General features: G+C 38.2%; 25 protein-coding genes and 1 other annotated feature. Of the genes, 20 read left to right on the forward strand and 5 right to left on the reverse strand.

What is annotated here, in order from left to right; genetic code table 11:
- Positions 1 to 87: 87 nt before the first annotated feature.
- A complete protein-coding gene (locus tag CBF35_RS09580; RefSeq protein ID WP_126780534.1) occupies positions 88 to 1,665 on the forward strand; it encodes a peptide chain release factor 3 in 1,578 nt (525 codons plus the stop codon).
- 237 nt (positions 1,666 to 1,902) lie between these two features.
- On the opposite strand, the gene CBF35_RS09585 is transcribed toward CBF35_RS09580, so the two are convergent.
- On the reverse strand, positions 1,903 to 2,682 hold the full coding sequence (locus CBF35_RS09585; RefSeq protein ID WP_126780536.1) for a DUF1266 domain-containing protein: 780 nt from the start codon (positions 2,680 to 2,682) through the stop codon (positions 1,903 to 1,905).
- 114 nt (positions 2,683 to 2,796) lie between these two features.
- Between CBF35_RS09585 and CBF35_RS09590 the strand changes: the two genes are divergently transcribed.
- The 10 genes from CBF35_RS09590 to CBF35_RS09635 all read left to right on the forward strand — a co-directional run bounded on the left by CBF35_RS09590 (position 2,797) and on the right by CBF35_RS09635 (position 12,258).
- Positions 2,797 to 3,240 carry a hypothetical protein gene (locus CBF35_RS09590; RefSeq protein WP_126780538.1) on the forward strand — a complete coding sequence of 148 codons (444 nt, stop codon included), beginning with the start codon at positions 2,797 to 2,799 and terminating at the stop codon, positions 3,238 to 3,240.
- 299 nt (positions 3,241 to 3,539) lie between these two features.
- Positions 3,540 to 3,589, forward strand: a sequence feature (sodium ion sensor (DUF1646 type); this cis-regulatory element may regulate processes involved in with the transportation of sodium ions).
- Between the two features lie 136 nt (positions 3,590 to 3,725).
- Positions 3,726 to 4,049, forward strand: a complete 324-nt coding sequence (locus CBF35_RS09595) for a hypothetical protein (RefSeq protein WP_126780540.1) — start codon at positions 3,726 to 3,728, stop codon at positions 4,047 to 4,049.
- Positions 4,036 to 6,000: a V-type ATP synthase subunit I gene (locus CBF35_RS09600; protein WP_126780542.1), complete on the forward strand. Its 1,965-nt coding sequence runs from the start codon at positions 4,036 to 4,038 to the stop codon at positions 5,998 to 6,000. The genes CBF35_RS09595 and CBF35_RS09600 overlap by 14 nt, the downstream gene beginning before the upstream one ends.
- Before the next feature lie 26 nt (positions 6,001 to 6,026).
- Positions 6,027 to 6,497 (forward strand): V-type ATP synthase subunit K, encoded by a 471-nt coding sequence (locus tag CBF35_RS09605; protein WP_126780544.1) that lies wholly within the window; start codon positions 6,027 to 6,029, stop codon positions 6,495 to 6,497.
- A 19-nt stretch (positions 6,498 to 6,516) separates the two neighbouring features.
- Positions 6,517 to 7,131, forward strand: coding sequence for a hypothetical protein (locus tag CBF35_RS15025; RefSeq protein ID WP_244922588.1), 615 nt, complete (start codon positions 6,517 to 6,519; stop codon positions 7,129 to 7,131).
- Entirely contained in the window at positions 7,132 to 8,136 is a 1,005-nt protein-coding gene (locus tag CBF35_RS09615; protein ID WP_126780546.1) for a V-type ATPase subunit, read from the forward strand. It abuts the gene before it with no gap.
- On the forward strand, positions 8,126 to 8,437 hold the full coding sequence (locus CBF35_RS09620; protein ID WP_126780557.1) for a V-type ATP synthase subunit F: 312 nt from the start codon (positions 8,126 to 8,128) through the stop codon (positions 8,435 to 8,437). The genes CBF35_RS09615 and CBF35_RS09620 overlap by 11 nt, the downstream gene beginning before the upstream one ends.
- 31 nt (positions 8,438 to 8,468) lie before the next feature.
- Positions 8,469 to 10,253: a V-type ATP synthase subunit A gene (locus CBF35_RS09625; RefSeq protein WP_126780559.1), complete on the forward strand. Its 1,785-nt coding sequence runs from the start codon at positions 8,469 to 8,471 to the stop codon at positions 10,251 to 10,253.
- A complete protein-coding gene (locus CBF35_RS09630) occupies positions 10,246 to 11,622 on the forward strand; it encodes a V-type ATP synthase subunit B (RefSeq protein ID WP_126780561.1) in 1,377 nt (458 codons plus the stop codon). The genes CBF35_RS09625 and CBF35_RS09630 overlap by 8 nt, the downstream gene beginning before the upstream one ends.
- Positions 11,623 to 11,628: 6 nt before the next feature.
- The gene (locus CBF35_RS09635; protein ID WP_126780563.1) at positions 11,629 to 12,258 is read left to right on the forward strand and encodes a V-type ATP synthase subunit D; all 630 of its coding nucleotides are present in this window, start codon (positions 11,629 to 11,631) and stop codon (positions 12,256 to 12,258) included.
- A gap of 46 nt (positions 12,259 to 12,304) precedes the next feature.
- Here the strand turns inward: CBF35_RS09635 and CBF35_RS09640 are convergent, their stop codons facing one another.
- From CBF35_RS09640 to CBF35_RS09655, 4 genes are all read right to left on the reverse strand, one after another.
- On the reverse strand, positions 12,305 to 12,676 hold the full coding sequence (locus tag CBF35_RS09640; RefSeq protein ID WP_126780567.1) for a hypothetical protein: 372 nt from the start codon (positions 12,674 to 12,676) through the stop codon (positions 12,305 to 12,307).
- A 38-nt stretch (positions 12,677 to 12,714) separates the two neighbouring features.
- Positions 12,715 to 14,010, reverse strand: a complete 1,296-nt coding sequence (locus CBF35_RS09645) for a Y-family DNA polymerase (RefSeq protein ID WP_126780569.1) — start codon at positions 14,008 to 14,010, stop codon at positions 12,715 to 12,717.
- Between the two features lie 143 nt (positions 14,011 to 14,153).
- Entirely contained in the window at positions 14,154 to 14,465 is a 312-nt protein-coding gene (locus CBF35_RS09650) for a DUF1827 family protein (protein WP_126780571.1), read from the reverse strand.
- Between the two features lie 169 nt (positions 14,466 to 14,634).
- Positions 14,635 to 16,833, reverse strand: a complete 2,199-nt coding sequence (locus tag CBF35_RS09655) for an ATP-dependent Clp protease ATP-binding subunit (protein WP_126780573.1) — start codon at positions 16,831 to 16,833, stop codon at positions 14,635 to 14,637.
- A 190-nt stretch (positions 16,834 to 17,023) separates the two neighbouring features.
- Between CBF35_RS09655 and CBF35_RS09660 the strand changes: the two genes are divergently transcribed.
- From CBF35_RS09660 to CBF35_RS09700, 9 genes are all read left to right on the forward strand, one after another.
- Complete coding sequence (locus tag CBF35_RS09660; protein ID WP_126780575.1) at positions 17,024 to 17,212, forward strand: hypothetical protein; 189 nt, start codon at positions 17,024 to 17,026, stop codon at positions 17,210 to 17,212.
- A 173-nt stretch (positions 17,213 to 17,385) separates the two neighbouring features.
- Positions 17,386 to 17,652 carry a phosphocarrier protein HPr gene (locus CBF35_RS09665; protein ID WP_126780577.1) on the forward strand — a complete coding sequence of 89 codons (267 nt, stop codon included), beginning with the start codon at positions 17,386 to 17,388 and terminating at the stop codon, positions 17,650 to 17,652.
- A complete protein-coding gene (gene ptsP / locus CBF35_RS09670; protein ID WP_126780579.1) occupies positions 17,652 to 19,373 on the forward strand; it encodes a phosphoenolpyruvate--protein phosphotransferase in 1,722 nt (573 codons plus the stop codon). Before CBF35_RS09665 ends, ptsP begins: the two co-directional genes overlap by 1 nt.
- Before the next feature lie 245 nt (positions 19,374 to 19,618).
- Entirely contained in the window at positions 19,619 to 20,671 is a 1,053-nt protein-coding gene (locus CBF35_RS09675; RefSeq protein ID WP_126780581.1) for an LTA glycolipid anchor biosynthesis glycosyltransferase, IagA/BgsA family, read from the forward strand.
- Positions 20,672 to 20,697: 26 nt separating this feature from the next.
- On the forward strand, positions 20,698 to 21,939 hold the full coding sequence (locus CBF35_RS09680) for a glycosyltransferase family 4 protein (RefSeq protein ID WP_126780583.1): 1,242 nt from the start codon (positions 20,698 to 20,700) through the stop codon (positions 21,937 to 21,939).
- A 22-nt stretch (positions 21,940 to 21,961) separates the two neighbouring features.
- Positions 21,962 to 23,023 carry a lysylphosphatidylglycerol synthase transmembrane domain-containing protein gene (locus CBF35_RS09685; protein ID WP_126780585.1) on the forward strand — a complete coding sequence of 354 codons (1,062 nt, stop codon included), beginning with the start codon at positions 21,962 to 21,964 and terminating at the stop codon, positions 23,021 to 23,023.
- Positions 23,024 to 23,101: 78 nt separating this feature from the next.
- Positions 23,102 to 23,983: an NAD(P)-dependent oxidoreductase gene (locus CBF35_RS09690; protein WP_126780587.1), complete on the forward strand. Its 882-nt coding sequence runs from the start codon at positions 23,102 to 23,104 to the stop codon at positions 23,981 to 23,983.
- Between the two features lie 120 nt (positions 23,984 to 24,103).
- On the forward strand, positions 24,104 to 24,337 hold the full coding sequence (locus tag CBF35_RS09695) for a YkuJ family protein (RefSeq protein WP_126780589.1): 234 nt from the start codon (positions 24,104 to 24,106) through the stop codon (positions 24,335 to 24,337).
- 98 nt (positions 24,338 to 24,435) lie between these two features.
- Positions 24,436 to 25,380, forward strand: coding sequence for a hypothetical protein (locus CBF35_RS09700; protein ID WP_126780591.1), 945 nt, complete (start codon positions 24,436 to 24,438; stop codon positions 25,378 to 25,380).
- The last annotated feature ends 1 nt before the right edge of the window (position 25,381 follow it).

Consider the following 25,381-nt stretch of genomic DNA (forward strand, 5'->3'; position numbering starts at 1 on the left):
GGAGACTCGCCAATGTAAACACTAAATGCGGGCTTTTGATTAAGAACAACTATAAATAAGAAATTTTGATACTTAAGGAGATTTATAATGGATAAAAAACAACAAGAAGCTGTCGATAGTCGTCGCACCTTTGCGATTATTTCCCATCCAGATGCGGGGAAAACAACGATTACAGAACAACTTTTATTATTTGGTGGCGCAATTCGCCAAGCAGGAACAGTTAAAGGTAAGAAGACCGGTAACTTTGCAAAATCTGACTGGATGGAAATTGAAAAACAAAGAGGAATCTCTGTAACTAGTTCAGTGATGCAGTTTGACTATGATGACAAACGGATTAATATCTTAGATACACCAGGCCATGAAGACTTCTCAGAAGATACTTACCGGACACTAATGGCTGTCGATGCTGCGGTCATGGTAGTCGATAGTGGTAAGGGGATTGAAGCGCAAACGAAGAAACTTTTCCAAGTCTGTCGGATGCGTGGCATACCAATCTTTACATTTATGAATAAGTTAGACCGTGATGGTCGTGAACCTTTAGATTTACTAGCAGAGTTAGAAGAAGTCTTAGAAATTGAATCGTACCCAATGAATTGGCCAATCGGCATGGGAAAAGGTTTAGAAGGCTTATATGATGTGTATCATCAGCGGGTAGAGTTACACCGTCCTGAAAAATATGGCACGGAAAAATTCATCCCCTTAAATGAAGCTGGGGATATTCCAGCTGATCATCCATTACATCAAGACTCAGTCTACAGTCAAGCGATGGAAGATGTTGAGTTACTAGTTGAAGCTGGTAATGAATTTTCGAAAGAAAAAATTGCTAGTGGCCAATTGACGCCAGTTTTCTTCGGTTCAGCCTTAACAAACTTTGGGGTTCAAACATTTTTAGAAACGTTCTTACAATTTGCGCCCCAACCATCGGCACATATTACGAAAGCTGAAGAAGAAATCAGTCCTTACGAAGAAGAGTTTTCAGGTTTCATCTTCAAAATCCAAGCGAATATGAACCCGGCCCATCGTGACCGGATTGCTTTTGTGAGAATTTGTTCTGGAACTTTCGAAAGAGGAATGGACGTTTTCTTACAACGAACCGGCAAGAAATTTAAATTAAGTAATTCTACCCAGTTTATGGCAGACAGTCGTGAAACGGTGGAAGAAGCCGTAGCTGGTGATATTATTGGTTTATACGATACCGGAAACTATCAAATTGGTGACACTTTATTTTCAGGGAAGCTCAATGTGGCATATGAAGAATTACCACAGTTTACCCCAGAGCTCTTTATGAAAGTCTCAGCTAAAAACGTTATGAAACAAAAATCATTCCATAAAGGGATGGCGCAATTAGTCCAAGAAGGGGCTATTCAGTTGTATAAAACGATTCTTACAGAAGATTATATTATTGGAGCTGTTGGTCAACTGCAGTTTGAAGTCTTCCAACACCGGATGTTGAATGAGTACAACACGGAATTGATCATGACCCCAATGGGAACTAAAACCGCTCGTTGGATTGATCAAGCAGATTTAGACGAGAGCATGAGTTCAAGTCGGAATATCTTAGTCAAAGACCGTTTCGACAATCCACTATTCTTATTCGAAAATCAATTCGCTATGCGTTGGTTCTCTGACAAGTACCCAGATGTGGAATTAAAAGCGTTACTATAAAAGGAAAGGGGCCGTGACAATAGTCGACGGCCCCTTTTCAAAACGAACGTTATTTGATTAACGGGTTCCAAAAGTCAAATACTACGATAATTTCAATAAATCCGCACAATCAAAAGAACTGATTGTTCGGATTTATTTCCAATTGCCGTTATTCTTAAGGCTTTAGCCTTTAGAAATAAGGGACAACGAAGTACTTGTATTTAAACGACTTTTGTCACACCTCCTTTTTACTAGTTTTTATTTTTGGTTTAAAGGATATTTCTGATATAAATTAACTTCTGGATTAGTAAAAAGATGCATGATACTACTAGCCAAATTAATACCGTAAAAATTGCCCCAGGCAGTTCGACCGTACATAAAACTACTAGCATACTCTTCCCAAGTTTGAAATTCACTTTGAATGTGACTATAAATCTTTTCTAAGTAGGTCATCAGCTCTGTGTCAGATAAGTAACCTAAACCGTGGAACGTTCGGGCTAAAAAGGCGCCACGTTCTAAATCCCAAGCCCATAACCCTTTAGGACGTTGATAAAGAGTTAGATCAGTATAGTTTTTCATTGTAGGGCTAAGATAAGGGAGGGCTTGATAAGTTTGATTGAATGGATCAGCGACCTTCTTATCGTAAGTTGGACTTTTATAAGTAATAGCAGCCCAGAACTCATTTTCAAAGCTTGAGGTGACGTGATAGCCATCGGTTCGAGCTAAACCGTTTAAAAGTTCTAAGACATGCTCCGGGCGGCCATCAAAGCCCCAACTATCAGCTAGCATTTTGAGCTTTTCAGTTGTTTCGACATCATCATAAGCCATTGTGAAATTGAGAACGCTGCTCCCTTCATTATGGAGAATGTAAATCCCACCACAAGGCAAGAGGTGACGTTTATCTGTTGGCGGTGGATTGTCTAAAACTCGTTGATGACGATCTAAGATATACAAGTCATTATAGATTTTCTTTTGCTCACCAACTGAATCAACACCTGTAAAAATACTTTTCCCAATACTTAGTAATCTGTTTAACATGTTAACACTCCTATGATTTTTTTTCTTAGCAGAATTTTAGCTAAACTATAAAATGTATATATGTACATATATTGTACCATAAATGTGTTACAATCGATAATTAGGAGGGATTTCATGGTAGAAAAATTTTATTATCGAAAAAGTAAGCATCTTTTAAATTTTTGTATATTTACAATGTTTACCTTTTTAGCAGTTTTTTTCTCATTTTATTTCATTAAGTTATATGGCTTTGCTAGTGACATGCTTTATTATTTAATAATGACTAGTGGCATGGCTTTCCTTGGTTTATATGGGATTGTGTATACCGTTAAATTAAGCCGCCAGCCTTTATTTGAAGTCGGTACTCAAGGAATCACTTACTACGTGAAAACTAAAAAAGTAACAGTGACGTGGTCACGAATCGAGACAGTTACCTTTGAAAAAAAGCAATTAGCAATCAAGTTAATTGTCGGTCCGCCACTTATTTTAGATTGTCGTGAATTAAGTAAAAAAGGAACAGAGGTCATGGCAGTTATTAATGATTTTAAACCTGAGGTAGTTAAAATTTTTAATAAGTGACTATTTAATATAAAAAAAGAGCCAAGGTACAGCCAGAAAAAAAATATTTTGGCTGTGCTTTTTTTTTATTACTGGAGGGCACTTTATTTAATGAAGGAAACAGTTAGTCAACTCACAGCCAAAAATGAGTAACTCACAGAATAATCACATTGGAAGCGATTAACTTATGATAAAGTTTTGACATAAGTTACAAAAAAATGTGACTTATTTCTTACATAATTAGGAAAACTATGATATGATATTCCTGTGAGAAATCAAGTTTTACTGAAAGGTAAAATGAAGATTATTTTAATAAAAACGGTTGGGCGTAAGCTTTCAAGGAACGAGGTTTTTTCTGGGGTGAGAAAAAGCACGGGACGGTACTACGCTTATTTTCTATACACATAAGCGTATTCTGTTGAATATGATTATGTGTTTTTTTGTTACTTAAAAGTAATCGTAGTTGAAAGTTAACGGCAGTTGCTAGAAGAAAAGGAGGTGACAACATGATTGAAACGTTGTCAAAAATTAAAGAAGCAGAAGCAGTGATCAGTGCTGAAAAAGAGCAGTTTAAAACGGATTTAGCAAACTTAAGTAGCAACTTACAAAAGGAATTGACTACTCAAAAAAGTCAGATTGAAGATGATATCCAAAATTATCGTCAAGCTCAAGAAAAAGAAGCTCAAGCTTATTTTAACCAAGTGAAGGAAGAAAACAGTTTGAGGTTTAAGACAACTTCTTCAAGTTTAGATCAAAGCTTTGTTGAGAAGCAGACTAAAGTTGTTGGAGCTGTGTTGAAAGAGGTGAAAGAGATTTATGGCCGTTTCTAAAATGGAGAAGGTGACCCTGATTTCCTATCGTGAAAATGAAGGTCACTTATTGCAGTTACTCCAAGAGTTACAAAATATTGAAATGCTTGATAGTTTAAAAGACTTAACTCCCGAAGAAGTTGAGTTAGCCCAGTCTCTAGAAGGCACGATAACAAACAGTCAAAGCTCAGAAATGGAAGACTTAGAATTACAACTGTCAGCGGTTCGCAAAAGCATTGAATTTTTAGTCGACAGTTCTGCGGGGAAACCTTCAGTTATATTTAAAGAGGAGCAAACGTTAAGTGAGTTCGAAAATGCTGTCGATTTTACTGAAATTTCAGTCCTATTGGCGGAAGTGGCAGAACTGGGACAGCAAAAAACTGCCCTATTAAAAGCACAACAAGCCTTGCAATTAGCAGAAACGGATTTAAGTAAATGGCAATACTTAGACGTTCATCCAAATGCTTTAAAGACATCGGACTTTGTTTTAACACGTATGGGTTATTTCTCAGCCAGTGTTAGAGATAAGTTGTTAGCTGATTTAGGAGCAACGAAGCAAACCGTCCTGGAGTTACCTTATGAAAATCAGTCTCATAGCTATGCCTATTTAGTTTATTTAGCAGAGTCAGCTGAGGAAGTTGAACAACTGTTAACTAAGTATAGTTTTCAAACAGTCCCTTATAACTATGACTTAGCGCCTCAAGAACAGTATCAGCAAGTTAAAGCAGAATTAGCTACTAATGTCGATAAACTAGCTAATTTAAGCGAATATACCCGTGGTTTAAAAGGTCAGTTGTTAGCTTTACAAAAAGCCGAAGAAGTTTTATTAGCTAAACTTACGCGCTTTCAAGCGACAACGAAGATTGCTCTCTATCAAGAATTACTTGTGTTACGAGGGTGGATTGAAACCGACCGTAAAGAGCAGTTTAGCCAAATGATTAGCCAATTATCGACGAAAGCAAACCCAATTGTCCTAACTTATGAGGAAGCTCAAGGGACCGAAGATGTGCCGACCTTATTAAAAAATAATAAGCTAGTAGCCCCTTTTGAATCTTTAACTGAGATGTACAGCTTACCTAAATACGGTGAATTAGACCCAACTCCCTTTTTGATGCCCTTTTACATGGTCTTTTTCGGGATGATGGTTGCTGATTTAGGCTATGGCATCTTGATGTTAGTTGGGACGATCTTAGCTAAACGGTTTGTGACATTGCGAAAATCAACTCGTAAGTTCGTTGATTTTTTCCAAATTCTATCAGTACCAGTGATGATCTGGGGCTTGATTTACGGTTCCTTTTTTGGAATGAGTTTACCTTTCCATCTATTATCAACGACTGAAGACATGAACGCGATCTTACTTTTATCAGTTATCTTTGGGTTTATCCAGTTGTTAACTGGTTTGTTAATTAATGGCGTCCAGTTAGTCAAACAAAAGAAATACTTAGAAAGTATTAGTTCTGGCTTTGCTTGGCAAGGGATTCTTTTAGCGGTGGGGGCAATGGTCTTAGCTAAGTTGGTTTTAAACAACGAGACCCTCTTTACAGTTGGGATTGTCTTATTTATTGCTAGTGGGTTATCAATTATGATTATTCCAGCCTTTACGAGTAAATCCAAAGGTGCTGGTTTAGCATCAGGGATGTACGACTTCTATGGCATCACTGGTTATATCGGTGACTTAGTTAGTTACACTCGTTTAATGGCTTTAGGAATTTCTGGCGGCAGTATTGCGGCGGCTTTTAACATGTTAGTTAGCTTTATGCCACCCCTAGCTAAATTTTCAGTAGGAATCATTTTAATTGTGATTTTACACGCTTTAAATATCTTTTTAAGTTTACTAAGTGCCTATGTCCATGGCGCTAGATTACAATATGTTGAATTTTTCGGGAAGTTCTTTGAAGGTGGCGGACGTAAATTTAGCCCCTTGAAACCCCAAGAAAAATACATGGATTTTAAAATTAATGATGACAAATAATGAATTGAAAATTAGGAGGAAATTAGATGTTTAGTTACTTAGTAGAGAATAATGGTGGAATCGTGTTCGCGATTTTAGGAATGGCAATTGCAACAATCTTTTCAGGAATTGGTTCAGCCAAAGGTGTTGGTATGACCGGTGAAGCGGCAGCAATTTTAACGACTGAGCAGCCTGAAAAATTTGGTCGCGCGTTGATTTTACAATTATTACCAGGAACACAAGGACTTTACGGTTTCGTAATTGCCTTCTTAATCTTAGGTAAAATCAACCCAGATATGTCAATGGTTCAAGGATTAGCTTTATTAGGAGCATCATTACCAATCGCTTTCACAGGTCTTTTCTCAGGAATTGCCCAAGGTCGTGTGGCCTCAGCTGGGATTCAAATCTTAGCTAAAAAACCGGAACATGCAACGAAAGGGATTATTTACGCAGCCATGGTTGAAACTTATGCGATTTTAGGTTTCGTTATTTCAATTATGTTAGTTATCCAAAACTAAGAGAGAGTAGGCATGAATCATGAGTGAACAACAGATCCAGGCAACGCAAGACATGGTTGACGCGATTCTCGCTAAAGGTCATTCAGCAAATCACGACTATTTCTCAAAAGAAAAAGCTAAATTAGAATCAGAGTTTGCTGCTGAAATGGCTAAGTTAGAGACTGTTAAAGTGGAACAGTGTCAACGGATTAGCAAAAATTTAAAACATGAGTATGATCAAAAAGCCCAACGAGAAGTCTTATTAACAAATCAAAAGATTGTTCAAGAGAAACAAAATTACCTTGAGCAAGTCTTTCAAAAGAGTCTGACTGAGCTGAAAGCTTGGACAAAAGCTGACTACGAGGAACATATGACCGCTATTTTCATTAATAATGAACTAGTTGGCGAAGTGGAAGTCATCGTGGCAGAATACTCTCAAGGCTTTTTAACGGCTGAAGAGTTAAGCAAATTAAGTCAGAGTCAGGAAAAAGTAACATACCGTTTAAGCACTGACACAATTCCAAATGAAGGTGGTTTTATTTTAGCCCAAGGAGGAATTGAGTATAACTTCTTATTCTCAAGTATTTTAGCCCAAGTGCGAGATGAAAAGGAATTTGAGTTAGCCGAAGCGTTATTTACAGATGGGAGTGATTAAATGAAGGACACTTTATATAATCAAATTAACCCCTTAGTGCGAATTGAGGAAGGCAGTTTATTAAAACAAGAAGATTTCCAAAAACTACTGAACGCCTCAACCTTTGCTGAGGGCACAGAAGCTCTTAGAAATACGGTTTATGGCCAGTTTATTGAGGAATCCGATTTTAGTGAAAAGTTTGAATACTATTTACGGCAAGAACAGGTCCGGTTGTATCGCAAACTATATCAACTAGCACCTGAAAAGGCCGTCATTGATATTTATACAATGCGCTACACGTATCACAATTTAAAATTATTAACGAAGGCCCACTATACGAAACAAAACTTAGATGAATATGTGATTGAAGATGGTCAGTATTCTCTTGAGAGTTTAAAAAGTGCCATCGCTAACCAAAGCTCAACTTCAGTTAAAGGGCTACTAATGGCTAGTATTTTAGAAGTTACGAGCTATTTAGCGGAGTACGATAAGCCACGAGCGATTGATATTATTTATGATCGTTTCTACATGGAAAATCAACGACAAGCAGCGGAGTCATTGAAATACCCAGAACTATTACAAGAAGTGATCGCCTTTATTGATTTGACAAATATCTCAACAGTGATTCGAGGGATTAATCAAAAACAAGGGGAGAACTTTTTAAATACGGTTATCTCTGATTTTGGCTCATTGAACAGTCAAGAACTAGCTAGTTTTGCCGATCGGAGTTTAGCTGAGTTTACCGATTACTTGTTAAGTAGCCCCTATAAAGAAGTGGCGACTGATTTAATGGATAGCCAGACTGGTGAAATTAGTTCGATCTTTATTGAGCGGGAAAGAGATAACTTCTTAACTAAGTTATTTATCCCAGCGAAAGTTCAAGCCTTTGGTCCATTACCCTTATTAGCTTTATTAAATGCTAAAGACATTGAAGTCAAAAACATTCAATTAATTTTAGTCGGGCTAAAAAATAATTTTCCAGCAGAAGCGATTGCCGAAAGGATGAGAAAAAATTATGGCTTATAAGATTGGTGTTGTTGGTAATAAAGAATCAGTCATGCCTTTTAAACTCATCGGCTTTGATGTGGCTTACGCGGAAATCGAAAGTGACGCTCGTCAAGCCATTGATCGCATGGCTCAAGCAGACTATGGCATTATTTATGTCAGTGATCGCTTATTAATTAATATGTCAGATGTAGTTGAACATTATAAGAGTTTTGTGAGACCAGCGATTATTAGTATCCCCACTCATGAAGGTAGCAATGGCTACGGTCAAAAGAAAATTCAAGAGTATGTGGAAAAAGCCGTTGGCCAAAATATTTTATAATCAGTTTTAAGAACGAGGAAGGGTGAAACTGTTGCAAAATGGTAAAATTATAAAAGTCTCCGGACCGTTAGTCTTAGCTGAAGGGATGTCAGATGCAAGTATTCAAGATATCTGTCATGTTGGTGAGTTAGGTTTAGTTGGTGAGATTATTGAAATGCGTAATGATGTGGCCTCGATTCAAGTCTATGAAGAAACGTCTGGCATTGGGCCAGGAGAAAAAGTCATCACAACAGGAGAACCCCTAGTAGTTGAGTTGGCTCCTGGGGTTGTCTCACAGATGTTTGATGGGATTCAACGACCTTTAGATACGTTCCGAGAAGTCACAAAAAGTAACTATTTACAACGTGGGGTCCATATCCCAGCATTAAACCGAGAGAAAAAATGGCAGTTCGTTCCAACTGTCTCAGTTGGAGATGAGCTTTCAGCAGGTGATATTATTGGTACGGTTGACGAGACAAAATCAATCGTCCATAAAGTCATGGTACCAAATGGTCAAGCTGGTAAAGTGTTAGAAATCAAAGCCGGCGAGTTCACGATTGAAGAAATCGTCTGTGTGTTAGAAACAGCTCAAGGCCAAGTTGAATTAGCGATGTTGCAAAAATGGCCTGTTCGTCGCGCACGGCCAATATTAGAAAAAGTTAGTCCAACGGAGCCATTAATTACTGGTCAACGAGTGATCGATACGTTTTTCCCAGTGGCTAAAGGTGGGGCGGCGGCAGTTCCTGGTCCTTTCGGAGCCGGAAAAACCGTAGTTCAACACCAGATTGCTAAATGGAGTGACGTTGATTTAGTTGTCTATGTTGGTTGTGGTGAACGGGGCAATGAAATGACCGATGTTATTAATGAATTCCCAGAGTTAGTTGATCCAAATACTGGTGAGTCATTGATGGAGCGGACGGTTTTAATTGCCAACACGTCAAATATGCCAGTTGCCGCTCGGGAAGCCTCAATTTACACAGGGATAACGATTGCCGAATATTTCCGTGATATGGGTTATTCTGTTGCCATTATGGCTGATTCAACTTCACGTTGGGCCGAAGCTTTACGAGAAATGAGTGGCCGTTTAGAAGAAATGCCTGGCGATGAAGGGTACCCAGCCTACTTAGGTAGTCGTTTAGCCGAGTATTACGAGCGGGCAGGTAAAGTGATTGCTTTAGGTGGCGAAGGTCGTGAAGGAAGTATTACAGCGATTGGTGCAGTTTCGCCCCCAGGTGGTGACACATCTGAGCCAGTTACCCAAAATACGTTACGAATTGTTAAAGTGTTCTGGGGCTTAGATTCTGTTTTAGCCCAAAAACGCCATTTCCCATCAATTAACTGGTTATCATCTTATTCGTTGTATTTAACTGAAATGGGTAAAAAGCTCGATGAGATGTTACAAAGTGATTGGTCAGGCATGGTTACAAGAGCGATGCGAATCTTACAAGAAGAATCAAAATTAGAAGAAATTGTCCGACTAGTCGGAATTGATACTTTATCAGAAAAAGACCGCTTAACTTTAGATGTGGCAAAATCAATTCGTGAAGATTACTTACAACAAAACGCTTTTGATGATGTGGACACCTTCACTTCCCGGGAGAAGCAGTTTAAAATGTTAGATTTAATTTTAAGCTTTGGCACAGAAGGACAACGAGCTTTAGAATTAGGCGCTTACTACCATGAGATTATGGCTGGGACAAAAGTCTTAAGAGACCGGATTGCCCGTTCTAAATACATTCCTGAAGATAGTCTGAGTCAGATGGATGAAATCAAAGCTAATCTGAAAGTAGCGATTCAACAAGTGTTAGAAGAAGGAGGTTCAACGACTGATGCGTAAAGAATATCGAACAATTAGTGAAGCCGTCGGACCACTAATGTTAGTTGAAAAAGTCAGCGACGTTAAATTTGACGAGTTAGTCGAAATTCGCATGCAAAATGGCGAAACTCGTCGTGGTCAAGTATTAGAAATTCAAGAAGACAAAGCCTTAGTTCAACTTTTCGAAGGAACTAGCGGGATTAATATTCGTGATACGAAAGTTAAATTTCTAGGTCGTCCTTTGACTTTAGGTGTTTCTGAAGGGATGGTCGGCCGAGTCTTTGATGGTTTAGGTCGTCCGAAAGATGGTGGCTCACCGATTTTAGCTGAGTCCAACTTAGATGTTAATGGTGAAGCCATTAATCCGATGTCACGGGATTATCCCGATGAGTTTATCCAAACAGGAATTTCAGCCATCGACCATCTGAACACCTTAGTCCGTGGTCAAAAATTACCAATCTTTTCTGGCTCAGGCTTACCTCATAAAGAGTTAGCTGCCCAAATTGCCCGTCAAGCGAAAGTGTTAAACGATGATGAAAAATTTGCCGTAGTCTTCGCCGCGATTGGGATTACTTTTGAAGAAGCGGAATTCTTTATGAATGACTTTAAAGAAACTGGGGCAATTGATCGGTCAGTGATGTTTGTTAACTTAGCTAATGACCCAGCGATTGAGCGGATTGCCACACCAAAAATGGCTTTAACGACAGCTGAATATTTAGCTTACGAAAAAGGCATGCACGTTTTAGTGATTATGACAGATATGACTAACTACTGTGAAGCTTTACGAGAAGTTTCCGCGGCTCGCCGGGAAGTGCCAGGACGTCGTGGTTACCCAGGTTACTTATACACTAACTTAGCAACCTTGTACGAACGAGCTGGCCGAATAGAAGGTTTACCAGGTTCCGTGACACAAATTCCGATTTTAACAATGCCAGAAGACGATAAAACCCATCCAATTCCAGATTTAACAGGTTATATTACGGAAGGGCAAATTATTTTATCTGGTGAACTTTATAAGAGTGGGATTCAACCACCGATTGATGTTCTACCTTCTTTATCTCGTTTGAAAGATAAAGGAACAGGTGAAGGTAAAACTCGGGAAGACCATGCGGCTACAATGAACCAATTATTTGCAGCTTATGCTCAAGGTAAACAAGCGAAAGAACTAGCAGTTGTTTTAGGGGAAGCCGCCTTAAGCGATGAAGATAAAATTTACGCTAAGTTTGCTGAACGGTTTGAATTTGAATATGTCAATCAAGGCTTTAATACGAATCGTTCGATAGAAGAGACCTTAACTCTAGGTTGGGACTTGCTAGCAATGTTACCACGGACGGAATTAAAACGGATTAAAGACGACATGTTAGATAAATATCTTCCTGAAAGGGTGTGATTTTAGATGGCACGTTTGAATGTTAATCCCACTCGGATGGAGTTAACTAAGCTGAAAAGCCGCTTGTCAACCGCTGTTCGAGGACACAAACTTTTAAAAGACAAACAAGATGAATTGATGCGTCGCTTTATTCTCTTAGCAAAAGAAACGAATGTCTTACGAGGTCAAGTTGAAGCTGAACTAACAGCTTCAATGCGAGCCTTTGTTTTAGCCACAGCCTCGATTCATGAAGCTTATATCGAAGAGCTATTCGCAGTTCCAGCTGATGAAGTCACTCTAGATATTGTTTCTGCCAATGTTATGAGTGTGGAAATTCCTAAAATGAGTTTTCATTATGATGAAGAATTAAGAGACAATCCGTTAAGTTATGGTTATTTAAATTCAAATGGCGAACTAGATGTCTCGATTGATAAGACGATTGCTGTCTTACCAGAATTGTTAGCTTTGACAGAAAAAGAAAAAACTTGTCAATTAATGGCTGATGAAATTGAGAAGACTCGTCGGCGAGTCAATGCCTTAGAACATTTAACAATTCCCCAACTGGAAGAAACCATTTACTTCATTAAAATGAAACTAGAAGAGAACGAACGAGCAAATATTACACGTTTGATTAAAGTTAAAAATATGAAGAAATAAAATAAAAAGAATGCTGTGATTCCTTAAGGAATTCAGCATTCTTTTTTTATGAGTGACTCCATTTTTGAGGGGCAATTAATTCAATGTGGCGAATGTTAGCGTAGGGGATTTTTTCTTCGGCTACATAAATTCCTTGACTATCATAGCCTTGAATATTACCAGTTAAGTCAGGCTGGTAGCGACCTTCTGCATCGACTTCGCTTTTTTGGAGAGCAATCTTTGAACTTTTTAGAATCGCTTCTTGCAACAGTTCTTGAATGTCTGCGCTAGTTAACTGGGCTTTTTGCGGAACGTGGCGCTGGGATTGAGCCACAGATTTTTCAATGGCAGTCGTGTGTTCCGATAAATAAAAGCCTGCCCATTTTTTCATTCCTCGGTCGTGATAGTCATTAAAAAAAATCTCTTGTCGGTCTACCATTAGTTATCTACTCCTTTTCAGTTAAACTGGCTCGGCTATCAAAGACCGTCTAAACCGCCAGCATGGCCACCGACTAAAGTGCTACGTTTAATCGCTGTTCCCCCTGGCATTAAAGAATTAGCGTGAACGAGGGCGGTAAAGCCATATTTTTGGCGAATCTTATCGACTAAATACTCAAGGCGGTGAGCGTTTAATTGTTCCTGGCTGTCGGTAAACAAATCTAGTTGAATATTAGTATGATAGACTAGTTTCGTATAACTTAATCCTAGGTGGCGTAAAGTTTGACCACGCCAATGTTTATTAAAGAGAATTAAACAATAATTAGCGAGTTCTAAAGAATTATTAGTCATGGGGATTTTCATTTGACGGGAAAAACTCGCTTTACCTTCATAGTCAGGTTCAGCAAAACCAACAAATAAGCTGAGACATTCGGTTTGACAATGGTGTCTGCGCAAGCGAGTGGCCACTTGATCAGCCATTTCACGTAAGATAACTTCGATTTCAGATTGTTTAGTATAATCTCTCATTAAGACTTGGGAGTTACTGTAAGACTTTTCAAGGGGCTGATAAGTCTCATTTAACTGGCTACGGTCAATTCCCCAAGCGTGAGCGTATAACTGTTCACCAATCATCCCTAAGCGTTCTTTAAGGCGGTAGCGATCACTGTGAGCTAAATCATAAACAGAGTTGATCCCTAGTTTATTAAGACGGAGGGCCGTCCGTGTACCAATTCCCCACATGTCGGTTAAGTTTTCGATTTTCCAAATAGTTTTGGCAACATCTTGGTAATGCCATTGAGCAATAAAGTCAGCGTTGTGTTTTGCTTCAATATCTAAGGCTAGTTTAGCTAATAGAGGATTATCGCCAATGCCAATCGTACAGTGAAGGCCAGTTTCAGCGAAAATTAAGCTTTTAATCAAATGAGCAACGTCGTAAGGGGTCTTGCCAAAAAGCTGATAACTTTTAGTTAAATCAACAAAAAATTCATCGATTGAGTAAGCGTAAAAGTCTTCATCGGCCACATGGCGACGAATGATTTCAGCAATTTCCATGTTCTTTTGGATGTAATAAGTCATCCGAGGTGGAACGACGTATAAATCGGGATGGTCAGGTAAATCAAATTTACGAGTGACATTAGAAATCCCTAGTTCTTTTTTGGCAGCTGGCGAAGCGGCTAAAACTAGACCGCCATTACTTTCGGCATTGCTCATCACAACGAGCAAGGTGGTTAAAGGATCTAAGTTCCGATGGAGGCATTCCACTGAGGCGTAAAAAGACTTCATATCAATGCACAAAATCACCTGACTAGGTTCATTTTCGTAGTTATAGTACATTAGACAGACCTCCTTTATAATCTAAGTCTGATTACATTGTACGAACGTACGTTCTTTTTGTAAAGGGGAACAGGTGATTTTTAGGCAAAATAAAAAACGAGAAAGGTTTAGTTTCTCGTCTTTTATTGACTCATAAGCGATTATTAAGCTTTAACAGCATTAGGTAAGCTAATTTCTATTGGAATAGAAATTTCAACGATACCGTCTAGTTGGATCACACTAAGGCTTTCTTTATCGCTAGGGTCTTTAACTAAGCGTCTAAGAACAGTGTTAACTTCCTCTTTTTTGATATTGCGTTGCTTATTCGTAATTAAAATTTCTTTATGAGTAGGAGCTTCCGTATAAATAACAGAAGATTTGCCCAAAGTGAAGACTTTAATATAGTGAGCATCGGTACTTGCTAACTGTTTGTTAACTAAATCTGGGTAGCTATTTGTTACGTCGATCAGTTTCATTTCTTTTCACCTCGCAAACTGACATAATGGATTGATTAACATTTGTCGATGTTTAAGATTATCTTAAGTCTATTATAACTTTTTTATGTGAATTTTTCAAAGATATCTACTTATTTTCTTATAAAAAAAAGAACTGCTCGGAAAATATCGAACAGTTCTTTTATTTTTGTTATTTATCAACTATTATTTCGGCGTGAGCAACCGTTATTTCAGCATCTTCCGCTAAGTTAGCGACTAAAGTTTTGATTTCCGGATGGTCAAGGTAGAAGTCGGCGATGTTATCTTCAATTTCTTCTTGAATGACTCGTCTTAAAGGGCGAGCCCCCATAGCTGGATCATAACCGAGTTCAACTAATTTTTCTTTGACAGGTTGATCAACGGTAATATGTAAACCTTGCTCACTTAACATGTGATTAACATCGGCTAACATTAAGTCGACAATTTCTAAAAGATTTTCTTTAGAGAGAGCTTTAAATTCGACGATGCTATCAAAACGATTTAAAAATTCTGGTTTGAAATAATTATCTAGTTGACCAAGAACAGCTTTAGTTGTCCCTTCACGGATGGCACTGAAGCCAACGTTCGCTTCAACGTTGCTCGTACCAGCGTTACTGGTCATAATGATTAAAGTATCTTTGAAGCTGACGGTCCGCCCTTGAGAATCAGTTAAGCGACCATCATCTAGAATTTGTAAAAACATATGCAGAACATCAGGATGGGCTTTTTCAACTTCGTCTAACAGAATTAAACTGTATGGGGTACGGCGAACTTGTTCCGTTAATTGACCAGCATCATCATAGCCAACATAACCAGGAGGAGAACCAATCAATTTTGCCACACTGTGTTTTTCCATAAATTCACTCATATCAAAACGAATCATCGCTTCAGGAGAGCCGAACATTTCCGTCGCTAATTGTTTAGCTAATTCAGTCTTACCGACACCAGTCGGACCAACAAATAAGAAAGAACCAATCGGGCGATTCTTTTTGTTAAGCCCAATCCGATTCCGGCGAATGGCTTTCGCCACCTTATCAACGGCTTCGTTTTGACCAATCACCTGAGATTTTAAATCAACGGCTAGATTTTTCAGTTGGGTTTGTTCTTTTTCTTTTAAATCGCCAACAGGAATGCCAGTCTGTCTTTCGACAACTTCTTCCATATCTTTTTCCGTCACGATTGGCATATCTTCCTCAGTGACTTGCTTTTCTTTTAGCTCAGTTAATTTCGTTACTTGATCACGATAGTAGGCGGCTTTTTCGTAATCTTCTTCAAGGGAGGCTTGTTGCTTGTGCACTTCGGCTTGCTGTAATTTTTCTTCTAAGACTTTAGGGTCCATTGTTTGAATCGTTAAATTTTTCTTAGAACCAGTTTCATCTAGTAAATCAATGGCTTTATCTGGTAAGAAACGGTCTTGAATGTAACGACTAGAGAGGCTAACAGCACTTTCGATAGCTTCTTCAGTGTACTTGACGTGATGATAGTCTTCGTAGCGCTTTTGAATCCCTTGTAAAATCTTGATTGTTTCCTCTTCCGTCGGTTCATCGACTTGAACAGGTTGTAAACGACGTTCTAAGGCGGCATCTTTTTCAATAATCCGATACTCATTTAAAGTCGTGGCGCCAACCATTTGAAATTCACCACGAGCCAAGGCGGGTTTTAAAATATTACCAGCGTCCATATTTCCTTCACCGGAACTACCAGCCCCGACTAACTCATGAACTTCATCAATGAATAAAATAATTCGTTGGTCGTTTTGGACTTCCGTCATTAATTGTTGCATCCGTTCTTCGAATTGCCCGCGGATGCCTGTGCCTTGGACTAAAGAAACCACATCTAATTGAATGACTTCTTTGTCTCGAAGTTTTTGAGGAACGTCACTATTAGCGATCATCAAAGCTAGACCTTCAGCGACAGCTGTTTTACCGACACCAGGTTCACCGATTAAAACAGGATTGTTTTTTGTTCGGCGGTTTAAAATTTCAATCACCCGGGTAATTTCTTGATCGCGACCAATCACTGGATCAATTTTACCTTGCCGGGCTTGTTCGGTTAAATTTAAACCATATTCTTGTAATAAAGAACGGCCTTGTTGTTGTCTTGGCTGTTGAGGTGGAAGGTTACCACCTTGATTTTGAGTTGGTGGTGTTCCTTGATTAGTGGCCATTTGTTGTGACATTGCCTTGAACCAATCATCAATGGAACTAAAGCCATAGGGATCTTGCTTACTGCCTTGTAACGGCTTTCCTTGTTGGTAGTTTTTAAGTTCTTGATAACACGTTTGGCAGTAATCAATTTGTTTGCGCTCGCCACCGAGATTAGCATATAAATGGATTGTAGCATCATTTTTTTGACATTTTTGACATAACATTCAGATCACATCCTTAATTAGTAAGTTGTCAAAGTAGTCATTGACCTATTTTGACCTTTGGTTTTAGTATACCATTTTTAAGGAGTCAATCAAGAAATATGACTAGGGCGGAAAGTTCTCATCTCAGAAGGGTTATATCAAGAACCGCTCTCTTTTTTGTGGTAAACTAGATAGAAGAAGAGGTGATAATGTGAGTGAAAATCCGTACACAGCTAAAATTGATCAATTAGTTGCTGGTCTTTTGAATGAAATTGTCATTGAACATGCTGAATTTATGTTATTTCGTGAGGCTTGGCTCGTTCATTCCCAACGAAAGTCGATTATTGGTGAAGCGACTTTAGGTGGCGGAGTGACTTATAGGTTTCTGAAAGAATCATAAAAATAGAACATAATTTACAGAAAGTTCACAATGTAATATAAAAATGTTGTAACTAAGCCAAAAAAATGGTAATGTTTAGAATTGAAAGGGTAAATAATTAAGGTCTAAATTTAGTCCATTTTAACCTTAATATACCCTGATAAATAAAACCCACTTAAAGGAGAACGATTCTTATGGAAAAAAAAGATTTTCACATTGTAGCTGATACAGGTATCCACGCACGTCCAGCAACACTATTGGTTCAAACTGCTAGTAAATTTAACTCAGATGTTAACTTAGAGTATAAAGGTAAGTCTGTAAACCTTAAATCTATTATGGGTGTTATGTCATTAGGAGTTGGTCAAGGAGCTGACGTAGTAATCACTACTGAAGGCGCTGACGAAGCTGATGCTATGGCAGCGATTGTTGATACAATGACAAAAGAAGGATTATCTGAATAATGGTAGAAATGTTAAAAGGGATCGCGGCTAGTGATGGTGTTGCTATTGCAAAAGCTTATTTGTTAGTGCAACCTGATTTGTCATTTTCTAAAATAACTGTTGAAGATTCAGAAGGCGAAATCGCCCGCTTAGAAAAAGCGTTAGCGAAATCAACAGAAGAACTTCAAGCCATTCGGACAAAAGCAGCTGAAGCCTTAGGAGAAGAAGAAGCGCAAGTTTTTGACGCTCACTTAATGGTCTTAGCTGACCCAGAGATGATTGGTAGTATTGAAACAAGTATCCGCGACAATAAAAATAATGCAGAGTCTGGCTTAAAAGAAGTCACTGATATGTTTATTGGCATGTTCGAAGCAATGGATGACAATCCATACATGCAAGAACGAGCAGCAGATATTAAAGATGTTACAAAACGTGTCTTAAGTCATTTGTTAGGCGTTAAATTACCAAACCCATCAATGATTGATGAAGAAGTAATTGTCGTTGCCCATGACTTAACACCAAGTGATACAGCTCAATTAGATCGTCGTTACGTTAAAGCCTTTGTTACTGACATTGGTGGACGGACGTCTCACTCAGCAATTATGGCTCGTTCTCTTGAAATTCCGGCAATTGTTGGAACAATGGAAATCACAGCTAAAGTTGTTGAAGGGGATATGTTAGCGGTTAACGGTATTGATGGTGATGTTTACATTCATCCAACAGATGAACAAAAACAAGCAGTTCAAGCCAAAGGTGCTGAATATGATGAACTTAAAGTAGAATGGGAAAAGCTGAAAGATGCTGAAACTGTGACTGCTGACGGTAAACATATTGAATTAGCAGCTAATATCGGAACACCTAAAGACCTTGACGGTGTTAGAAATAATGGTGCGGAAGCCATCGGTTTATACCGAACTGAATTCCTGTATATGGACTCACCTGACTTTCCAACTGAAGAGGCACAGTACGAAGCTTATAAAGCAGTATTAGAAGGTATGAACGGTAAGCCAGTTGTTGTCCGCACAATGGACATCGGTGGCGATAAAGAGTTATCTTACTTAACACTGCCTCATGAAATGAATCCATTTTTAGGTTACCGTGCAATTCGGATTTGTTTAGCTGAAGATGAAATGTTCCGAACACAATTGCGTGCACTTCTACGTGCGTCAGTTCACGGACCATTACGCATCATGTTCCCAATGATTGCTACACTTCAAGAATTTAGAAGTGCTAAAGCATTGTTAGAAGATGAAAAAGCTAAATTAGTCGCTGAAGGTATTGCTGTATCTGAAGAAATTCAAGTAGGTATCATGATCGAAATTCCAGCTGCGGCTGTAATTGCTGATAAATTCGCTAAAGAAGTTGACTTCTTCAGTGTAGGTACTAATGATTTAATTCAATACACAATGGCAGCTGACCGAATGAATGAACGTGTCTCTTACCTTTACCAACCATATAACCCAGCTATCTTACGTTTACTTAAAAACGTCATTGACGCAGCTCACGCTGAAGGCAAATGGGCAGGGATGTGTGGAGAAATGGCTGGGGATCAAACAGCTGTTCCTTTACTAGTCGGTTTAGGCTTAGATGAGTTTTCAATGAGCGCAACGAGTATCTTAAAAACTCGTAGCTTGATGAAACGTTTAGATACAACGAAAATGGCTGAGTTAGCGGAGAAAGCAATCAATGATTGTGATACTGCTGATGAAGTTGTTGCCTTAGTAGCTGAATACACAAAATAATAATCACTAAGACCATTTCTTTTTAGAAATGGTCTTTTTTGTTGTCTTTTTTTAACGATACGTTAATTAATAGATAAGTTTATTCAATTAATCTATAAGGTGAATTATGGTATAATATCACAAGACTAACAAAAGTTCAGACTTTAGATTGAGTGACAAGAAGTCTTGATATGTTATAGTAAATATAATTACTGAACTAAAGTGAAAAAAATGGAATGAACGGTCCAACTATTGGAGGGAACATCATGAAAGTATTACTGTATTTTGAAGGTGAATCTATCCTTGCAAAATCGGGAATCGGTCGGGCTCTAGAGCATCAAAAACGAGCATTGACAGAAATGGGCATCGACTATACGACAGATCCCTTAGCCACTGATTATGATATTTTACATATCAACACTTACGGCATAAATAGTCGTTCGATGATAAAAAAAGCTCGAAAACTCGGGAAAAAAGTTATTTATCATGCTCATACTACGGAAGAGGATTTTAGAGATTCATTTATTGGCTCTAATCAATTATCGCCCTTAGTCAAAAAATATTTAATTGGGTTATATTCACGGGCAGATTGTTTAATTACTCCGACCCCTTATTCAAAAAGTTTGTTAGAAAATTACGGCATTGAGCTACCAATTAAAGCCATATCTAATGGCATTGATTTGGATAAATATCAACGAAACCCAGACAAAGAAGCTCTGTTTAGACAACATTTTCAAATCAAGGAAGCAGAAAAAGTGATTATCTGTGTTGGTTTATATTTTGAACGAAAAGGGATTACCGATTTTATTAAAATCGCTGAAGCTCTACCAGAGTACCGATTTATCTGGTTTGGTCACACGCCATTAATTTCAATTCCTAACCACGTTAGAAAATTAGTTTTAGACAAACATCCAGAAAACGTTGAATTTCCCGGTTATATCAAAGGGGATGTCATCGAAGGTGCCTTTTCCGCTAGTGATCTATTTTTCTTTCCTTCTTATGAAGAAACGGAAGGCATCGTTGTTTTAGAAGCCTTAGCCAGTCAACAAAATGTCTTAGTTAGAGACATTCCCGTTTATGATAAATGGTTAGAAGATGGTGTTAACTGTTATAAGGGTCAAAACAATCATGAATTTATTACTAAAATTCAACAAATCATTAATCAAGAATTACCAAGTACGAAAGAAAAAGCTTTAGCAGTAGCCGAAGAACGGAGCATTACTGAAGTTGGAAAATTATTGAAGGCAGTTTACGAAGAGGTCTTATCCCAAAAGGAACTGGAAAAAACAGAATCAGAGTATTCTTATCAACAAAATTAGTTCCGGGAGTTACGGAGGAATAAAAAGTGAAAATTGGTTTTTTTACAGATACTTATTTCCCACAAGTCAGTGGGGTCGCAACATCAATTAAAACATTAAAAGAAGAGTTAGAAAAGCGGGGACATGACGTTTTTATTTTTACGACCTCAGATCCGAAAGCTGATGAAGCTGAGCTAGGAATTATTAGGATGCCTAGTATCCCCTTCATTTCTTTTAAAGATCGCCGGGTCGTTGTTAGTGGGATGATCGATGCCTATGAAAAGGCTAAAAAATATCATTTAGATATTATTCATACCCATACCGAATTTGGCACAGGTTGGTTAGGGAAGTATATTGCCAAACGGTTGAAAATACCTGTCGTTCACACTTATCATACGATGTATGAAGACTACTTACATTATATCGCTCATGGGAAGCTGATCCGTCCTTATCACGTCAAACAAGCCTCACGAGCCTTTTGTCGGAATGCTAGTGGAATTGTCTGTCCTAGTGAACGAGTCGTCACAAAGTTAGAACAGTACAATGTTCAAGCCCCCTTATCGATTATTCCAACTGGGGTTAATTTAAGCCAGTTTGAGGAATCAGCGACACAGGATAACCAAATTAGCATTAGAGAAGAACATGGCTTAAGTCAAGAGGATGTCATCTTGCTTTCACTTAGCCGACTTTCTTATGAGAAAAATATTCACACGCTAATTAAAGGTTTGCCAGAGATTGTTGCGGCAATTCCTCAAGCCAAGCTGTTGATTGTCGGGAATGGACCATACTTACCTGAATTAGAAGCCTTAAGAGCGACCTTAAATTTAACGGAAGCGATTATTTTTGTCGGAGAAGTTAACCATGATCAAGTTGGCCGCTATTACCGCCAGGCAGATTACTTTGTCAATGCTTCGGATTCAGAATCACAAGGCTTAACTTATATTGAAGCTTTAGCAGCAAGTACTAAATTAGTTGTTAAACATAACGATTATTTGGCTCAATTAATTGTCGATCCGTCCTTAGGGAAGACTTTTACGGAAGACGAAGACTTTGCCTCAGCCTTTATTGAGTATTATCAAAGTCAGCCAGTGGATAATCCCGTCTTGCGACAAGAAAAATTATACGAAATATCTAGTGAAAACTTTGGGGCTAAGATTGAAAGATTTTATGAAGAAGCTCAGAGCTATTTCGAGACTCACGTCAGAGATGTGATTGAAGAAAGTTTAGAAGATAAGCAAAATGATGAAAAGCTATTATTACCTTTAAAATTATTTAAGAAAAAAGACTAGACTTGCAGAAAGGGCCAATTAGATGAATAAAAAGAATCGGCGTTACCTCTACCTAGCCCTCATTGCTGGGCTAGTCGTCCTTTTTTACGAAATGGGCCAAGTCAATGGTCAAGCCTTAATTCACGAATTAAGAGACATTAACTTTTTTTGGCTAGCTGTGGCTGTGCTCTGCATGCTTTGCCACTGGGTCATTGAAGCCAAAATTATCCAAACGATGTTAAAACGGCAAATGAGCCGTTTTTCTTTTAAAAATGCTTTACGAATCCCTTTAATCGAACATTTATTTAACTCGATTACGCCTTTCTCAACTGGGGGGCAACCAGCCCAATTAGTCGCTTTAATCAAATCAGGTGTTGATCCTGGGGTTAGTGGGTCGGTGTGCTTAATGAAGTTTGTGACGTATCAAATTATGATTGTCTTGAATTTTTTAGGCTGTCTTGTGTTTGGTTTTAAACTTATTTCTGGCGAGCTAGCTCATTTATCTTATTTAGTCCTCCTAGGATTTGTCATAAATGTTATCGTCGTTCTAAGTTTACTGATGCTGATGTATTGCTACCCAGTCACCAACTGGTTAGTTGCCACAGGAATGAAACTAGTAAAAAAAGTTATTTCAGTTGAAAAAGCTAATAAAATTGAAGCAAAACTGTTAGAAAAAATGACTAACTTTTACGCTGAAAGTCATTACATGCGGAAAGAAAAATCAGTGATGGTTAAAACCTTTGTTTTGACCTTTTTACAACTTATTTGTTATTATATCGTCCCTTATTTCATATTACTAAGCTTAGGTGTCAAAACGGCAAATGCCTTACAAGTGATGATTTTTCACGCCTTTATCGTCTTAATCATTTCGCTGTTTCCGATTCCTGGGGGAACTGGTGGGGCAGAATATACCTTTAAACTCCTTTTTGGTGGCTTCTTAGTCGTACAAACTAAATTGGTGTTAGGAATAATTTTGTGGCGCTTAGTGACGAATTACTTAGGGATTTTTCTAGGTGTGATCGCTTTAGGCGTTCAACCTGATCAAAGTGTTAAAGTTAAAGAACGAGAAGAAAAAATAACCTTGGAAAAAGTCAGCCTCAATTAGTCGGGGCAGGCTTCTTTTTTTTGCAAAGAAAAGGAAGAAGGGTATAATAAAATTAACGATTAATAAAGGAGTGGCAAGATGAAAAAAATTGGTTTTATTGGAACTGGCGTAATGGGATCAGCAATTGTAAAACATTTATTAGCGGCAGGTTATCAGGTGAATGTGTATAATCGAACAAAAGCTAAAACAGCTGAGTTAGTTGAGCTAGGTGCCTTATGGCAAGATAGCCCTCAAGCCATTACCGCAGCAAGTGAGATTATTTTTACAATGGTCGGTTATCCTCAAGACGTTGAAGAAACATATTATGGCGAAAAAGGCATTTTTGGAACCGAAGTAGCAAATAAAACATTGATTGATATGACTACAAGTACCCCTTCTTTAGCAGAAAAGATCGCTAAAACCGCTAATGAAAAAGGTGCCTTCAGTTTAGATGCCCCTGTTTCAGGTGGCGACTTAGGGGCTAAAAATGGGACTCTAACAACGATGGTTGGTGGGGAAGAGGCAGTCTTTGCAACAGTCGAGGATTTACTACAAGTCTTTAGTTCAAAAGTGAAGCGTCAAGGGCTAGCGGGAGCAGGTCAACATACTAAAATGGCGAATCAAATTATGATTGCTGGGACAATGACAGGGATGACTGAGTTGTTAGTTTATGCAGATAAAGCTGGTTTAGACTTGGAAAGTGTGATTGAAACAGTCGGTGGCGGCAGCGCGGCAAACTGGTCATTAGCAAACTATGCACCGCGAATTTTACGGGAAGATTTTACACCAGGTTTTTTTGTTAAACATTTCTTAAAAGATTTAAATATAGCCTTAAATGAATCAGAAAAATTAGGACTGAAGCTGCCAGCTACTGAGCGAGCCAGAGAACTCTATGAAAAGCTTGTTACAGAGGGCTTTGAGAATGATGGTACTCAAGGGTTGATCAAACTTTGGTGGCCAGAAGGTCGTAAATCAAATTAAAATTTAATGAAGAGATAAACAAATTATGAAAAAAAATAAAAAAAATGGTTATTTTCGGTGCATGTTATAAAAGAGTCTGATACAATGTAACAGAAAGTGAAATTGAAGGAGGCTTGCCCTATGAAACATTCACAATTGGTTGCAATTATTAAAAGATTGGAAGCCATGACTGAAGCGACAGATAACGAAATCCAAGTTCGTCGTTTTGAGCGTGAAGGAAATGAAAGATGTATCGTGACTTATGACTCAGCTAATGAGATGTTTGAATTGACGGAATCAGATACGCAACAAGTTTATCAATTTGATGATATTGATTTAGTTGCTATGGAAATTTACGAATTATTACAAGCCTAATAAGGACTTAAACAACCCCAAGAAGAACATCTTCTTGGGGTTTTATTTTGTCACTATGTTAAACTAGACATAAGAAAAATAGAAAAAGGATGATGAGCGTGAGCGAACCGATTGAATTTCCCTTGAACTTTGCAAGGTACCTAGAAATGGGGAAAGCTGCCTTGGCAGAAAATAAGTTAGAATTAGCACGAGATAATTTTTTCGATGCCTATAATTTGGAAGAAAGTTTCGAAGCGAATTATTTGCTAGTCCAAGTTCTAGTAGCCTTAGGAGAATTTCCAAGTGCAAAAAAAATTGCTAATGAGATGAAAGCTAGCTATTTAGCAAGTGAGGAACAGATCGCTTTATTTTTACAAGTTCTTTTAGGGAACCAAGAGTTTATTCTTGCTCGGAAAGTCATCCAGTCAGTTGTTGAAAAGACTAAAATTAAAGAAACGTACTTGGAAACTGTCAGTCAGCGAGAAACAGTATTCATGACGTATCAACAAAAAGAGTTATTAAAAAAGCAAGGGGACATTAACCAACAATTAGCAGGTGATTTTATTAAGCAAGCCCAAGGGCTACGCCAACTAGAAACGTTACCCCTCAGTTTATATTTAGGGCAAAGTCAGCAACTAATTACAAATAAGGCATTTCCTTTAGTTTTACGAAATTCTTTATTAGAAAGCCTAGCTGAATTAGGGGAATCAATTGAGTTAGTGATTTTTGATATAATGTCGAAAGAGCATGTCGTTAATACTAGTGAGATTGGAACAGTTCAGCAACAAAAAAGTTATCAAGGCAGTCTGGCAGCAGTTCAATTAGCCTTTGAGCAAAGTGAGTCTGATTTGTTTAGAGAACTATTAGAGGAGCTAAGATTACATTTTACGTGCTTGTATCCGCTAGCTGATACTTTTGTCAGTGATGGTGCTAAGTGGGGCGACCTTGTTATTGCTAATTATTTAGGGCAGGAGCATCAACTAAGTGGCGAAGAATTACTGACTTATCAAAAACTCCAAAACTTAATCAAGAGAGAACAGATGGAAATGCTAGTCTACTTTTAGA

Source organism: Vagococcus salmoninarum (genome assembly GCF_003987495.1).
GTDB lineage: Bacteria > Bacillota > Bacilli > Lactobacillales > Vagococcaceae > Vagococcus_D > Vagococcus_D salmoninarum.

What these genes read in the sequence shown, in the direction of transcription:
- CBF35_RS09580 (WP_126780534.1), top strand. Translation starts at nt 88, where the DNA reads ATGGATAAAAAACAACAAGAAGCTGTCGATAGTCGTCGCACCTTTGCG.
- CBF35_RS09585 (WP_126780536.1), bottom strand. Translation starts at nt 2,682, where the DNA reads ATGTTAAACAGATTACTAAGTATTGGGAAAAGTATTTTTACAGGTGTT.
- CBF35_RS09590 (WP_126780538.1), top strand. Translation starts at nt 2,797, where the DNA reads ATGGTAGAAAAATTTTATTATCGAAAAAGTAAGCATCTTTTAAATTTT.
- CBF35_RS09595 (WP_126780540.1), top strand. Translation starts at nt 3,726, where the DNA reads ATGATTGAAACGTTGTCAAAAATTAAAGAAGCAGAAGCAGTGATCAGT.
- CBF35_RS09600 (WP_126780542.1), top strand. Translation starts at nt 4,036, where the DNA reads ATGGCCGTTTCTAAAATGGAGAAGGTGACCCTGATTTCCTATCGTGAA.
- CBF35_RS09605 (WP_126780544.1), top strand. Translation starts at nt 6,027, where the DNA reads ATGTTTAGTTACTTAGTAGAGAATAATGGTGGAATCGTGTTCGCGATT.
- CBF35_RS15025 (WP_244922588.1), top strand. Translation starts at nt 6,517, where the DNA reads ATGAGTGAACAACAGATCCAGGCAACGCAAGACATGGTTGACGCGATT.
- CBF35_RS09615 (WP_126780546.1), top strand. Translation starts at nt 7,132, where the DNA reads ATGAAGGACACTTTATATAATCAAATTAACCCCTTAGTGCGAATTGAG.
- CBF35_RS09620 (WP_126780557.1), top strand. Translation starts at nt 8,126, where the DNA reads ATGGCTTATAAGATTGGTGTTGTTGGTAATAAAGAATCAGTCATGCCT.
- CBF35_RS09630 (WP_126780561.1), top strand. Translation starts at nt 10,246, where the DNA reads ATGCGTAAAGAATATCGAACAATTAGTGAAGCCGTCGGACCACTAATG.
- CBF35_RS09635 (WP_126780563.1), top strand. Translation starts at nt 11,629, where the DNA reads ATGGCACGTTTGAATGTTAATCCCACTCGGATGGAGTTAACTAAGCTG.
- CBF35_RS09640 (WP_126780567.1), bottom strand. Translation starts at nt 12,676, where the DNA reads ATGGTAGACCGACAAGAGATTTTTTTTAATGACTATCACGACCGAGGA.
- CBF35_RS09645 (WP_126780569.1), bottom strand. Translation starts at nt 14,010, where the DNA reads ATGTACTATAACTACGAAAATGAACCTAGTCAGGTGATTTTGTGCATT.
- CBF35_RS09650 (WP_126780571.1), bottom strand. Translation starts at nt 14,465, where the DNA reads ATGAAACTGATCGACGTAACAAATAGCTACCCAGATTTAGTTAACAAA.
- CBF35_RS09655 (WP_126780573.1), bottom strand. Translation starts at nt 16,833, where the DNA reads ATGTTATGTCAAAAATGTCAAAAAAATGATGCTACAATCCATTTATAT.
- CBF35_RS09665 (WP_126780577.1), top strand. Translation starts at nt 17,386, where the DNA reads ATGGAAAAAAAAGATTTTCACATTGTAGCTGATACAGGTATCCACGCA.
- ptsP (WP_126780579.1), top strand. Translation starts at nt 17,652, where the DNA reads ATGGTAGAAATGTTAAAAGGGATCGCGGCTAGTGATGGTGTTGCTATT.
- CBF35_RS09675 (WP_126780581.1), top strand. Translation starts at nt 19,619, where the DNA reads ATGAAAGTATTACTGTATTTTGAAGGTGAATCTATCCTTGCAAAATCG.
- CBF35_RS09685 (WP_126780585.1), top strand. Translation starts at nt 21,962, where the DNA reads ATGAATAAAAAGAATCGGCGTTACCTCTACCTAGCCCTCATTGCTGGG.
- CBF35_RS09690 (WP_126780587.1), top strand. Translation starts at nt 23,102, where the DNA reads ATGAAAAAAATTGGTTTTATTGGAACTGGCGTAATGGGATCAGCAATT.
- CBF35_RS09695 (WP_126780589.1), top strand. Translation starts at nt 24,104, where the DNA reads ATGAAACATTCACAATTGGTTGCAATTATTAAAAGATTGGAAGCCATG.